Source organism: Acinetobacter sp. WCHAc060033, from assembly GCF_004209125.1.
In the GTDB taxonomy this organism is placed as follows: Bacteria; Pseudomonadota; Gammaproteobacteria; order Pseudomonadales; family Moraxellaceae; genus Acinetobacter; species Acinetobacter wuhouensis.
On record NZ_SGSW01000025.1, the window covers coordinates 1 to 13,592 of the forward strand.

The 13,592-nt window shown below is 38.2% G+C and carries 15 protein-coding genes; 7 read left to right on the plus strand and 8 right to left on the minus strand.

The annotated features are described in order from the left end of the window. Nucleotides 1-579: META domain-containing protein (locus tag EXE10_RS12180; RefSeq protein WP_130113558.1), on the plus strand; the 579-nt coding region annotated here is incomplete at its 5' end. Nucleotides 580-639: 60 nt separating this feature from the next. On the opposite strand, the gene EXE10_RS12185 is transcribed toward EXE10_RS12180, so the two are convergent. Then, on the minus strand, nucleotides 640-1,542 hold the full coding sequence (locus EXE10_RS12185; RefSeq protein WP_130113559.1) for an alpha/beta hydrolase: 903 nt from the start codon (nucleotides 1,540-1,542) through the stop codon (nucleotides 640-642). Nucleotides 1,543-1,721: 179 nt separating this feature from the next. After that, a complete protein-coding gene (gdhA, locus tag EXE10_RS12190) occupies nucleotides 1,722-3,065 on the minus strand; it encodes an NADP-specific glutamate dehydrogenase (RefSeq protein WP_087552488.1) in 1,344 nt (447 codons plus the stop codon). A gap of 358 nt (nucleotides 3,066-3,423) precedes the next feature. Here gdhA and EXE10_RS12195 point away from each other — a divergent pair, with 358 nt between their 5' ends. The 3 genes from EXE10_RS12195 to EXE10_RS12205 all read left to right on the plus strand — a co-directional run bounded on the left by EXE10_RS12195 (nucleotide 3,424) and on the right by EXE10_RS12205 (nucleotide 5,546). Then, nucleotides 3,424-4,224 carry an RnfABCDGE type electron transport complex subunit B gene (locus EXE10_RS12195; protein ID WP_130113560.1) on the plus strand — a complete coding sequence of 267 codons (801 nt, stop codon included), beginning with the start codon at nucleotides 3,424-3,426 and terminating at the stop codon, nucleotides 4,222-4,224. Beyond that, a complete protein-coding gene (nth, locus tag EXE10_RS12200) occupies nucleotides 4,224-4,925 on the plus strand; it encodes an endonuclease III (protein ID WP_130113561.1) in 702 nt (233 codons plus the stop codon). The genes EXE10_RS12195 and nth overlap by 1 nt, the downstream gene beginning before the upstream one ends. A gap of 114 nt (nucleotides 4,926-5,039) precedes the next feature. Beyond that, nucleotides 5,040-5,546 carry a GNAT family N-acetyltransferase gene (locus EXE10_RS12205; protein ID WP_130113562.1) on the plus strand — a complete coding sequence of 169 codons (507 nt, stop codon included), beginning with the start codon at nucleotides 5,040-5,042 and terminating at the stop codon, nucleotides 5,544-5,546. 18 nt (nucleotides 5,547-5,564) lie between these two features. Here EXE10_RS12205 and EXE10_RS12210 read toward each other — a convergent pair whose 3' ends face one another. From EXE10_RS12210 to EXE10_RS12225, 4 genes are all read right to left on the minus strand, one after another. Continuing rightward, entirely contained in the window at nucleotides 5,565-5,798 is a 234-nt protein-coding gene (locus tag EXE10_RS12210; RefSeq protein WP_130113563.1) for a hypothetical protein, read from the minus strand. An 81-nt stretch (nucleotides 5,799-5,879) separates the two neighbouring features. After that, nucleotides 5,880-6,533 (minus strand): adenylate kinase, encoded by a 654-nt coding sequence (adk, locus tag EXE10_RS12215; RefSeq protein ID WP_068973525.1) that lies wholly within the window; start codon nucleotides 6,531-6,533, stop codon nucleotides 5,880-5,882. A gap of 77 nt (nucleotides 6,534-6,610) precedes the next feature. After that, nucleotides 6,611-7,930 (minus strand): hypothetical protein, encoded by a 1,320-nt coding sequence (locus EXE10_RS12220; RefSeq protein WP_087552491.1) that lies wholly within the window; start codon nucleotides 7,928-7,930, stop codon nucleotides 6,611-6,613. A gap of 72 nt (nucleotides 7,931-8,002) precedes the next feature. Then, entirely contained in the window at nucleotides 8,003-8,542 is a 540-nt protein-coding gene (locus EXE10_RS12225) for a hypothetical protein (protein ID WP_068973523.1), read from the minus strand. 279 nt (nucleotides 8,543-8,821) lie between these two features. Between EXE10_RS12225 and mrdA the strand changes: the two genes are divergently transcribed. Together mrdA and rsmD are read left to right on the plus strand one after the other, a co-directional pair. After that, nucleotides 8,822-10,891, plus strand: a complete 2,070-nt coding sequence (mrdA, locus tag EXE10_RS12230) for a penicillin-binding protein 2 (protein ID WP_068973522.1) — start codon at nucleotides 8,822-8,824, stop codon at nucleotides 10,889-10,891. A 49-nt stretch (nucleotides 10,892-10,940) separates the two neighbouring features. After that, entirely contained in the window at nucleotides 10,941-11,441 is a 501-nt protein-coding gene (gene rsmD, locus EXE10_RS12235) for a 16S rRNA (guanine(966)-N(2))-methyltransferase RsmD (protein WP_265937140.1), read from the plus strand. Nucleotides 11,442-11,523: 82 nt separating this feature from the next. Here rsmD and EXE10_RS12240 read toward each other — a convergent pair whose 3' ends face one another. Together EXE10_RS12240 and EXE10_RS21915 are read right to left on the minus strand one after the other, a co-directional pair. Further along, on the minus strand, nucleotides 11,524-11,766 hold the full coding sequence (locus EXE10_RS12240) for a hypothetical protein (protein WP_087552512.1): 243 nt from the start codon (nucleotides 11,764-11,766) through the stop codon (nucleotides 11,524-11,526). Between the two features lie 139 nt (nucleotides 11,767-11,905). Continuing rightward, nucleotides 11,906-12,466: a hypothetical protein gene (locus EXE10_RS21915; protein WP_228256825.1), complete on the minus strand. Its 561-nt coding sequence runs from the start codon at nucleotides 12,464-12,466 to the stop codon at nucleotides 11,906-11,908. Between the two features lie 298 nt (nucleotides 12,467-12,764). On the opposite strand from EXE10_RS21915, the gene EXE10_RS12250 reads away from it, so the two are divergent. Further along, entirely contained in the window at nucleotides 12,765-13,526 is a 762-nt protein-coding gene (locus EXE10_RS12250; RefSeq protein WP_130113565.1) for a 3-oxoacyl-ACP reductase, read from the plus strand. Nucleotides 13,527-13,592 lie beyond the last annotated feature (66 nt).

The following is a 13,592-nucleotide window of genomic DNA, read 5'->3' on the forward strand; positions in this document are numbered from 1 at the left end:
ATGCTTTTTGATTATCTTTTGAGTTCAACGAAAGCTTGTGGAGAATTAGAAAAACAAGAAAGTTTGACCTATGGCTTATTTCTACAACCGCATTCATTTACTTTAGAACAAAACTCTATAGGTGAAATGGTTTTAAAATTAGAACATAGCAATCATCAACACTATCTATTCAAAGCCAAGCCTAAAAGAGAAGATTTAGAACAATCTGATCTTGAGGTTTTAACAAAATTCACATGGCAACACATTACAGACGATCAAAACCAAGTTCAAAAACAGGCATTACTCTTAAACTTCGATCCTGATCGTGTTCGATATTATAGTGGTTGCAACCGTAATTATTACAAATACTCCATTGAAAATAATACTATTTTTCACTTGGGACACTATGGAGGTACTGTGATGATGTGCCCCATTAACCTGCAAGAAAAACAATTTGAAAAGTTAAGTGCCAAACCTTTTCATTTTAAGTTTGATTATTCCACCACTTTTCCAAAATTAATTTTAGAATCCAAGTATCAACCCAATATGATCTTTCAAGCGATTCCAAGAAAAAAAGCATTACATTATCCTGAAACATAAATCTGAGGCTTAGACCTGATTTCAATCCAAATACACAATTGTAATGCCTGAATTAAATGATTAACCTCTTTGCCCCAACCAATAACCTGCTTTTTTCAAAGCGATTTTACTTTCAGGGACAAAAGGCACAACTGTCCATGCATGCCACATGCCTGTCCAAATATCGAGTTGTACATCGATACCTTGTAGCTTGGCTTTACGGGCAAACTCACGGCTGTCATCCAACAAAACCTCTTTTGAACCCACTTGTACATAAAAAGGTGGCAAACCACTAAAATCGGCAAATAAGGGCGAAATTTGAGGATTTTTACGATCTTGCTCCTGTACATAATGTCGTGCAAAATCTCTTTCCAAGAAATATGTCCCTAAAAATGGATCACGATGATCTTGTTTCTTATGACTTGGCAAGGTCAGAGTTAAATCCAACCACGGCGACAATAGATAAACACGCTGTGGCAAAGCAACACCTGCATCACGTGCACGAACACACAAAGCAAGTGCTAAATTTCCACCCGCAGAATCACCACCTAAGACAATTTCATAACCTTGATATTTTTCAACAATGGCTTGCCATGCTGTAAATACATCATCAATCGCAGCAGGAAATCGTGCCTCAGGTGCTAAACGATAATCGGGTAAATAAGCAAAACTCGCTTGTGCCAACTGACATAGACTTGCCACATAGCCCTTATAACTTTTCGGGCTACCCACGACAAAACCACCGCCATGAATATAGACCAAGATTCGTTTTGGATTTTTATTGGGGCGCAGGTTTTCAATTTGCATGGTAGGAACATTACCAAACTGCACTTTTTTAGCCTTAAAAAACGCCGGCAATGGCGCAAGTTGTGTACCTTTCTCAAAAAAACTACGTAAAAATTGAGTATTATTTTTATGCAAAAGCAACATTCTTTTTTGTTGTTTAAATAACAACATCGCAATGTGAGATTGATAGCTTGACACTTTATTTTTTCCTTTTTGTTGTCACTCTACCTTAATCACATTCTGCATGAATCGAATTGGCTGATATTTTTAAAAATCATTGAAATGGGTAAATACCTAACAAAATATACAAAACTAAATTTTCGGCATAAAAAAACCGATGCAAAAGCATCGGTTTTTTTATGATTCTAAATTAAAACTTAGAATACACCTTGCGCTAACATTGCATCAGCTACTTTTACGAAGCCTGCAATATTTGCACCGTTTACATAGTTCACAGTACCATCTTCTTCAGTACCGTATTTCACACAGTTACGGTGAATTTCTTTCATGATCGCATGTAAACGCTCATCCACTTCTTCAAATGTCCAACCCAAACGGATTGAGTTTTGTGACATTTCAAGACCTGAAGTTGCTACACCACCTGCATTTGACGCTTTACCTGGTGCATAAAGGATTTTCGCTTCAACGAATTTCTCAACAGCTTCAAGTGTAGAAGGCATATTTGCACCTTCAGCCACACAAATCACGCCGTTTGCAAGTAATGCAACTGCATCTTCTTCAGTTAACTCATTTTGAGTTGCACATGGAAGCGCGATGTCACACTTGATACCCCAAGGGCGTTTGCCTTCAAGGTATTCAAAACCGTGTTTAGACGCAAACTCAGAGATACGACCACGTTTTACGTTTTTAAGTTCCATCACTTCACAAAGAAGTTCAGTGGTGAAACCATCTTTCACGTAAACAGTACCGTTTGAGTCAGAAAGTGAAACCACTTTCGCACCCAAATACATTGCTTTTTCAGCAGCATATTGTGCAACGTTACCAGAACCCGAAATAGTCACAACTTTATCTTTAAAGCTGTCACTGCGAGTTTTTAGCATTTCTTCAGCAAAATATACAGTACCGAAACCAGTCGCTTCAGGACGGGCCAAAGAACCACCGAAAGATAGACCTTTACCTGTGAATACGCATGAAGTGTCATTGCTGAGCTTCTTCATCATACCTGCCATATAGCCGACTTCACGACCACCAACACCGATATCACCCGCAGGAATATCTGTGTTAGAACCAAGGTGACGATATAACTCAACCATCAAGGCTTGACAGAAACGCATGATTTCGCCTTCTGACTTACCTTTCGGGTTAAAGTCAGAACCACCTTTACCACCACCCATAGGAAGTGTTGTTAAGGCATTTTTAAATGTTTGTTCGAAACCTAAGAATTTTAAAATCGAAAGGTTTACAGATGGGTGGAAACGCATACCGCCCTTGAATGGACCAATCGCAGAGTTGTATTGGACACGGAAAGCACGATTCACTTGAGTTTGACCTTGGTCATCTAACCAAGAAACGCGAAATTGAATAGCACGTTCAGGCTCTACAAGACGCTCAAGCAAACCATAATCTGCATATTGTGGATTTTTTTCAATAAATGGCCATAAGCTGGTCATTACTTCTTCTACAGCTTGCAGAAATTCAGGTTGATTTGGATCACGTGCTTTTACGTAATTTAAGAAGTCATTCAGGCTAGTATATTTCAACGTTCATTCCTCAGCAGAAAATGATTCAAAATGGTTCAAATAGTTCAATTAATGAATTATTTTGGCGCAAAGTATTTAAGCCCTTTTATTTCAAATCCACAACATTTTTTTTCATTATTTTAATTTTATACTTTTATTCAATAATATAATTAAAACCATCTATAACTTATTATTTTATAAATTATTAATATTATTTATCAATTATTGTTAAATTTGACTTAATTTAAGGCATAATTAGCACAATATTAGAGCAAAAATAGTGCAGAAATGGAGCAAAGATTTTATTGATAATTCATGATAAAATCCCACTCTCATTTCATTTTTGAAATGCGTTTTTATTTCTTTGAAGTTGTTTCACATGAATTCGTCCCTCTCTCTCATCCAGCAAATTGACGCAATTTTGCCTCAAACCCAATGTGGACTCTGTGGTCATCGTGATGGGTGCTTACCTTATGCAAAATCAATTGTTGAAGGTGAGGATGCCAATAAATGTGTACCTGGCGGACAACCTGTTGCAGATGCTTTAGCAGAGTTATTGGCACGTCCAAAATTAACTGCTGAACCGAGTGTATGGGACATTCAAAGCGATGGTCGTCCACAACGGATGAAAGCCATTATTCGTGAAGATGAATGTATTGGCTGTACCAAATGTATCAGTGCCTGCCCTGTCGATGCCATTATCGGTTCAGGTAAATTGATGCATACAATTTTGACCGATTTGTGTACAGGGTGCGAACTGTGTATTCCACCTTGTCCTGTAGATTGCATTGATTTAGTTGAAGATATTCAACCGACTCCAAATGATGAACAACGAATTTCAGAGCAAGAGGATCTACGTAATCGTTATTACGCACATATTCAACGTGAGGAAAAGCGACGTATTCACCGTAAAGGCCCTGTCGTTCGTGCCGAAATTGATACTGAATTATTTGCGCAAATCACCCAACAATCTCAAGCTTTGCCTACCATTGAAGTTGTAGAAACTCCAATCAAAACCCCTGTGATTCATGATGCAAAAACTACCATTGAATTGGCAAAAATCCGTACACAAATTAAAAAATTAGAAAAACAACTCAGCGTTCGTGCTGATCAAAACAAACAAAACCAATTGAATGAGTTACAAACACAATTGTCTGTTTTACAAGGAGATGCTGAGTAATGGCAGTAGAAAAACCGACAAAAAACATGACCAAAAAACAAATTCAAATTTTCTTTGAAAGATTACGTGAACAACGTCCGCATCCTGAAACTGAGCTGAATTATTCAAATCCTTTTGAGCTTTTAGTTGCCGTGACTTTATCTGCGCAAGCGACTGACGTCAGTGTGAATAAGGCAACCGATAAACTTTTCCCGATTGCCAATACGCCAGAAGCGATTTATGCACTCGGTGTCGATGGCTTGAAGGAATATATTAAGACCATCGGCTTATATAATTCTAAGGCTGAAAATGTCATTAAAGCCTGCAAAATGCTGATCGAGCTGCATAACAGCCAAGTTCCTGACAATCGTAAGGATTTGGAAGCTTTACCTGGTGTGGGACGTAAAACAGCCAATGTGGTGCTGAACACCGCCTTTGGACAGCCGACAATGGCGGTAGATACACATATTTTCCGCTTGGGGAACCGTACAGGCTTGGCTGTTGGTAAAGATGTGCTTGAAGTGGAACAACGCTTAATTAAAGTCATTCCTAAAGAATTCATCATTGACTCGCATCATTGGTTGATTTTACACGGACGTTATTGCTGTATTGCGCGCAAACCTAAATGTGGCGAATGTATCGTGTCCGATGTATGCAATTGGAATGATAAATATGAGTTTGGTGCTGTTAGAGAAATTAAAGTGAAAAGTGTAGAATCATAGAATAAAATCAGAGCGATTTTATTCTATATACTCAACTTTTATAGATACAAACATAAGTATTGAAATAAAATTTCATCTATTATCATAATCCAGTTCAATAACAAATTACTAAAAATGACTGAAATTATAATTCGACAGCTGAGTGTCGATGACGTGCATGACTTCAAGACCATCCGTTTGTCTGCACTCAAAAATTCACCTGAAATGTTTGGTGCAATCTATGCGATTGAAATTGAACGACCACTGAGTGTCTTTTCAGAAGTTATTTCCAACAATATTATTTTTGCGGCTTATTCACAAAAACAAATTATTGGCGTACTGATATTTCATATAGACGATGATTTAGGAGCGAAGCCTCAAGCGCACTTATATGGATTCTATGTCGAATCCACATTTAGACATCAAAGCGTTGCTACACAGCTTCTACACGCAGCTATTCAGTATGGTCAGCAGTATGTAGATAAAATTGTACTCTCTGTGATTGCAGTAAATGCTCCTGCTATTCAGCTCTATAAAAAATTAGGCTTTCAAATCGACATAGATACAATAGAAAACAATGAAATTGGCATGTTTTTCATTTATTCCCGCCCTCATATGACAAGTGATCTACATAGGAACTGAACTTAATACACATCATCTCTATTTATTCTGATGCTCTTTATTTTTATTCTCTAAATCTTTTTTTAACTGATCTAAGCGTTTTAACTCTTCAGCCACTTGCGGATGAACTTGATAATTGCCAGATTTACGCATTTCTTTACGCACAGCAGACTCTTCTTTTTGTGTTTTACGTAACAACTTGAAACTCATAAACAATAAACCAAGCAAAACAATTACGCTTACAATAACCAATCCAATAAGTGCAATTTTCATCGTCTATCGCCCATAAAAAAAGAGACCTAATATGGATCAGGTCTCTTTTTTTGTCAAAGTTTAAAAACTTTGAGTTCGATCTTATTTATCTAAAATAGCAAATAAATCTTTTTGAACTTCTTCGATTGGACGTAAACCATTCAATTTGTCATAGGTAGGTGCATTTTCACCAGAAGCTGCACGACCTTGATAGAAACCTACAAGTTGTTCAGTTTCGGTATGATAAGAACCTAAACGTTTACGAATTGTTGCTTCTAAATCATCTGGACGTTGAACAAGGTCTTCACCAGTTTCATCATCTTTACCTTCCACTTTTGGTGGATTGTAAATCGTATGATAAATACGACCAGAAGCTGGGTGCTGACGGCGACCAGAAAGACGTTTTACGATTTCTTCGTCAGGTACATCAATTTCGATCACGTGATCAATTGTAATCCCTTCATTCTCTAAAGCTTCAGCTTGAGGAATCGTACGTGGGAAACCATCAAAGATACATCCATTGACACAATCAGGTTGTGCAATACGTTCTTTCACTAAACCAATGATCAGCTCATCAGAGACTAAGCCACCTGACTCCATCACGCTTTTAGCTTTAAGACCTAATTCAGTACCTTCACGAATCGCAGCACGGAGCATATCACCGGTTGAAATTTGTGGGACATTGTAGCGCTTACAGATCAACTGAGCTTGTGTACCTTTACCTGCTCCAGGTGGTCCGAGTAATATAATGCGCATAAAAAAACATCCTCATTTAAAACTATGTATTTGATACCTTGTATTTGTCAGCTAGACCACTGGCACTGCGTTGGTATCTATTCTATAAAAACCAAAAATAAATGTATTAAACCAGCAAAAAAGCCCGTGACACCACCCAGCACAATCAGAATCCATTCGTCTTCCTGGAATGCAGGACGTAATAAGTTCTGAAACTCTTTAGGCGTTAATTCGCGAATACGCTCTTTGAACATAGAAAAGATTTTCTGCGCTCGACTTGCGTTAAAAGCAGGGTCGCTTACTGGCACCATCGTAATTTCAATCGACCGATCAATCAAGTCTGTCTTGAGTTTTGCATACTCTTTTGGACCTAACGACAATTGTAAAGAAGTACGAACCAATGGAGTTTCCATTATTTCATTCACATGACGTTTTACAATACGGCGGGTTTTGTCTTTCTTTGGACCATACATCATTTCGGTCATGATGGATTTTAACGTAATTAGGTCTTCAGTGACTACACTCGCAAAAACTTCAGAGACTTCTTCTTGGCGTTTCATAAACGCGCCTTGCACATTATAAGTCCCTATGCGCGGAATAACAGGCTTAATCCACGGAAATTTTCGATCTTTTGTCAATTCAAAGAATTGCGGATAACGGACATAATGTGGTTCAACAGGATTGAATACCATCCAAATTGCAATCCAGTTGGTTAAAAAGCCCCAAATCGCTGCAAAGAACGGTACTGTCCAATGTTGTGGGATGAAAACATACACAAACATTTGAATAATACCGAAAAATATTCCGATTAATGCACTAATATGCCAAATAAAATTGATCTCTTTTTGACCAACTTTCAAAAACATGCGCACCATCAAACGGCGGTCACCTTCCATTTGGTTCACGACCATATCACGCATATTTACAAGTGACTCGACGTTCATGGTCAGTTCGGTCACGAGTTCCTTTAAAGTACCTGGCAATTGTTTATGTGCTTGCCCATAAATACGACGCTTAATCGAATAAGGTAAGTTTTCCCATAACACCGCATTACGATCTAACATGACTTCATCTATGAGGTGCTCAAGTTCAAAACCAACTTGTTCACCGATGATACGCGCCATATCTTCAGGATCCATTGCGTCAAGAAATTCACGCAAAGAGCCGAGTTTAGACAATGTATTATCTGTGATAATGCCTGAGATTCGCCCTGCTTTACGCGGCACGATACCCTGCCATCCCACAGGCAATGGGCCGATATGAACCCCCCAAAACGTAAGTGGATAGAACACCATTTTGAGTGCCATCCATACATGCGCCCATGTAACGAACGCAGTCACGGGGACAATACTCAATATCGCGAGATGATCGGGGCGATCAAAAAAAGCGTGCCACAAACCAATAACGTATTCCAACATGCATGACTCTCGTAATTATTTCTATTCGCGGTCGAAAAATGTGTATAAATATAAATTCATCATCATAGTATTTTAGAAGCCTACACTTAAGGTATAGGAAATCTGTATCTGTGGTCGTGTTTCAAGCACCATATTGCCATTTTTATCATGCAATTCACTACCCGCGCCCATACCCACACTAAAAGTACTAATTCGCTCTTTGTCTAATAAAACATAGGCTAAGTCTGCACCTGCACCGTATTGAACCTCATCTTTACCGTCGATGACTCGGCTTTTTAGTGATCCACCATAGACACCTAAGTAGAAACCATTTTTGTCTTTTCCATTCAATGCAACAGGTATTCTATAACCGACTTGCCCTGCAAATGAATGATCACCATTGTAGAAAGCACCTAATTTCGCATAGGCAATTCCATAAGGATTGACCCACTCAGCATTACCATGAACCATTTGTTGGGTAACACCTGCACCGAAGTTCAACTTAGAAGCATCTTCAGGTTTAAATTTCGCTTCTGGTAAAATTCCCTTTAAATCTGGTAAATAATCTTTAACATCAGCATGTGCAACATTCCCAATTGCAACTAACATTAATAAGGGAAAGATTGTTTTCATTATTTTCTCCATTACCCCTAAAGTTTGACTTAGGTCGAATTTATTTATCCTTAAAGTCCGACTTTAACAGAATTATTTTTTCACTCATATACAAATCACTATAAATTTATTGTCGCTATGGTCAAATTTGGTCAACGAGTTACAACATATTTAAGCGATATTTTTGGTTAGAATATATTTTGATAGGTTATTTATGTTTTTTAATATTTAACTTCAAATCTAGGTTAAAATATTTCGCCTTAAATTCAGCAATCTTTAAGTTTTAAAAGCCGACCACGTATGAAGCAGCAGTTTCCTCTTAAAAATGTTCAACAAGAAAAACGCATCTTTCGTAGTCGTGTCTTTTTTGCTATCGGTATTGTTTCATTTTTTATGTGCTTATTGATTGCACGCTATGCCTATTTGCAAATTTTTCATCACCAAGAGTTTAGTGAAGCTTCTGATAAAAACCGTATACGCTTACAACCGATTGCACCTGCTCGCGGTTATATTTATGACCGCAATGGGATTTTACTTGCCGATAATTACCCTGTCTTTACAGCAACATTAAGTAAAGCCGATGTTGAAGATATCGATGGGACAGTACAACGTTTAGTTCCGATCTTAAGTCTAAACCAAGAAGATATTGATCGTTTTAATAGCCGAATCAAAACCTCTAAAAAAACTGAACGTGTGACCTTAAAACTGAATTTGACCGAACAAGATATTGCCCGTTTTAGTGAAGTGAAGTTTCAATTCCCTGGCGTAGATATTGAAACCCAAATGACCCGTTATTATCCACATGGTGAATTGTTCGCACACGTTATTGGCTATGTAGGACGTATTAACGATAAAGAACTCAAAGAAATTGATAAAGACAGTTACGCAGGAACCAACTTAATCGGGAAAATCGGTGTAGAAAAATCTTATGAAGATTTGCTACATGGCGTTCCGGGTTATGAGTCAATCGAAGCGGATGCACATGGTAATGTATTGCGTCATCTTGGTCGTAAGGAAGCCATTCGCGGTAATGATCTTTATTTGTCATTAGATTTTGGCTTACAAACTGTTGCTGCTGAACAATTAATTGGTCGTCGTGGTGCTGTTGTTGCCATAGACCCTCGTACAGGTGAAATCTTGGCATTGGTTTCAAGTCCAAGTTTTAATCCCAATTTATTTGTCACAGGCATCAGTTCAAAGGATTATAGTGGTTTAAGAGATAATTTAGATCAGCCCTTATATAACCGTGCAGTGCAAGGTACATATCCACCTGGCTCTACCATTAAACCAATGTTTGGTATGGGTGGTATTCATTACAAAACAGTAGATTGGAATACTGCAATTTCTGACCCAGGTTATTTCCACTTACCTGGTGACTCACACAAATTCCGTGACCATAAAAAAACTGGGCACGGTTCTGTCAATATGCACAAAGCACAGATTGTATCCTGTGATACTTATTTCTATATCCTGTCTTATCAAATGGGTATTGATAAAATGAACGCTTGGATGCGTCAGTTTGGCTTTGGTGAAAAAACAGGTGTGGATTTGCCAAGTGAAAGTACAGGTTTATATCCAAGCCCTGAATGGAAAATGCGTACTCGAAAATCCAAATGGCTAAAAGGTGAAACCATTTCAGTGAGTATTGGTCAGGGGGCATTTACTGCAACACCTCTGCAACTCGCAATGGCAACTGCGATTACAGCCAATCATGGTGCGCATGTTATCCCACATGTATTACGTGAATCCAAAGGTGCAAAACATCATCCTGTATTGAATGCACCAACAGGTAAAATTCAATTTAATGGCACGGATGAAGACTGGGTCAAAATGAAGGATGCCATGGTGGATGTAATTCAAAGTGGTACAGGTCGTGGTATTCGTACCAATGCCTATAAAATTGCAGGTAAAACAGGTACAGCACAGGTTAAAAGTATTGCCCAAGGTAAGCGTTATAATGAAGCCTTACTCACAGACCGTCAGCTCGATCATGGTTTATTCGTCGGGTTTGCACCCGCTGATAATCCAGAAATAGCCATTGCTGTGATTTGGGAAAATGGTAAGCATGGTGGCTCGGCAGCGCAGATTGCCCGTCCAGTATTTGATTACTGGATGTTAACACGTAAGAAAAAACCAATTGTTCCACAAAACCATCACTTAAGCGGTGGTCTAATGACAGCAGGTATTAAACCTGGTGAATTACCAAGTGGTGACATCTCACTTTCTGCAGATCCAAATGCCATGCCTAAACCAAAGCCAAATGCGCAAGGCTCTCAACCGACTGCAAACAATCAACGCAATACGACCACAAATCGTCCTGCACCACAAACCCATACAGCCCCAGCAACACAGGCAGACATTAGTGAATAATAGAGGAAAAAATCAATTACGTATTATTGGTGGAGAATGGAAACGTCGCATGCTTCCATTTGCGGATATTGAAGGATTACGCCCTACCCCAGATCGTGTACGTGAAACTTTATTTAACTGGTTAATGTGGGATGTGCAAAATGCGAAAGTGCTAGACTTATGTGCTGGTTCCGGCGCCTTAAGCTTTGAAGCACTTTCTCGTGGCGCTCGTCATGTGGTGATGATTGAACCCAATGCAACTCAGGCTAAATTTTTAAAAGACAATATCACTTTGCTCAAAGCAGAAAATTGTCAGTTAAAAGTTCAAACAGCACAACAAGCATTATCTAGTTTGAATGAACAATTTGATTTAGTATTTTTAGATCCGCCATATAGTTTAAATCTGTGGAATGAATTGGCTGAAAAAGTTGATCCTTTATTGGCAAATGATGCTTTGATTTATGTTGAAGCAGATTGCCCCTTACATCAGTTAAACTTACCTACGACATGGCAATTGCAAAAACAAACCAGAGCTGGTGTTGTACAAGCAGGCTTATTTAAAAAAATCTAAGAAGATCTTAACTGAATCACTCACTTTAAAAAAATAGGCTGAACTCATTCAGCCTATTTTGATTTTCAGCATCGCAATATTATCAACGACCATTCCAATTCCAATCAGGTCGATTCCGTCGATCATCTTGATTATTTTGATTTCCTTGACGCTTATCCCAACGATGATCGTCACCGCGTTTATCATCACGACGTTGATCCCAACGTCTATCAGAATCATGACGGTGTCCATAACCGCCGCGATCATAGCCATCATCATACGGTGCAACAATACACCCTGTAAGGGATACACCAAGAACACCTAATAAAAGAATTTTCTGTAACATGTTCATCACCATTTTTATCTCATTGCGATAAACATATCGATTTAATATGTGTTTTGACGTCAGGTCATGTTTCAAGTTGTATTTATTTCAACATTATTTATTCTTTTTTTGATCGCTGTTCATCATCATTTAATTATAATCAATACTTTAATCGTCTCGCCCAAAAAAAACGAATAATCTGCCCACGATCATAGGGAAATGAGGAGAGGTATTCATAACCAATTCTGTTGTCATCATTGATTTTAAACTCCATGCCATAACCAAATGAAATATAAAACTCATTTGAGCCTGAGCCAGCTACAGTAGGATTTACTAAAGAGCTCTTTAACTGTTCTACATTATAAGCAGTATAGTTAAAAATGCGGAAACGATCATTTTGATAAAAGTTATTATTTAAAATTGAATAATCCGTTGCCTGCTGTTCATGCTCTACAGCAATTTTCTTTTGGATGTCTTCTTGTGTCTCAAAAACTTGTGTTTGCTGATCTTCAACTTCTGGTATGTTTTGATTTTCAGGCTCTATTTGAAAAATAGGCTCAGGCTCAAGAATCTCTTGTGCTAAATTCTCGACAGAATCTTCTGCTTGGTTTTCTATTTGCTTTTCATCAATACGCACATCTTCTGACGATGAATCCGAAGATCCCGTTTGCTGTTCTAATTGCATCAGCGCCACTGGAAAAGATGAATCAGCATAGCTCATCACGCTCAATAATAAGCTTAGTCCACTCAAGATGCATAATGTGATGCTTGGTTGTCTCATTCAAAAATTTTACTTTATTTTTACGATTTTCTTCACACAAAATATAGCATAACCATGCATTAAAATATTACTCACTTAGAATGACTAAGTTTCGTATTTCACGCCTAGTATCAGCTAAAAATACACAAAGTCCTAAACATAGAAGAATTGTCAACAAACCCTATTAAACCCTTCCAATTTATCATTCAACTTAAGAACAATGCTACTATCTTCAATCATTCAAATTTAGGCATAAACCATGGAAATACGTGATCAAATTGTCTTAGTTACAGGTGGGGCTAGAGGCTTAGGTCTGGCGATTACACACGCCTTAATTCGTGAAGGCGCACGTGTCGTGGTGAATTATTTCAGTAGTGAAGCGTCTGCTCAACAGCTTATGCAAAAATATGCTGATCAAGTTTTTATCTATAAAGCCGATATTACTGATGCTGAACAAGTCAAAACCATGTTCACTCAAGCCAAAACGCACTTTGGTCATGCAATTACATCTGTGATCAACAATGCTCTATTGTCTTTTCAATTTGATGGTGATGCTCGCCCTAAAGTTGAAACTTTGAGTTGGAATACGATGCAACAGCAATTGGACAGTGCTGTTAAAGCTGCACTAAATACTACACAAGCAGCTTTAGACGATATGAAAGCAGCGCATTTCGGACGTATTGTAAATATTGGAACCAATTTAGTCCAAAACCCTGTTGTACCTTATCATGACTATACGGCTGCCAAAGCGGCTCTTTTGGCTTTTACACGCACTACATCTCATGACTTGGGACAATACGGGATCAATGTCAATATGCTGTCTGGTGGTTTACTTCGTAAAACCGATGCCAGCAGTGCAACTCCAGATCAAGTATTCGATTTAATTGCAGCTTCTACACCACTCCAAGAAGTGACCACACCTGAACAATTTGCAGATGCAATTTTAATGTTCTTATCACCATGGTCACGTGCCGTGACAGGACAAAATTTGATTGTTGATGGCGGATTAGTGAAAGGCTAATCATTTATTTTTCATCAATTTACAATCATAAAAAATGGGCATCCTGTGATGCCCATTTTTCAACTC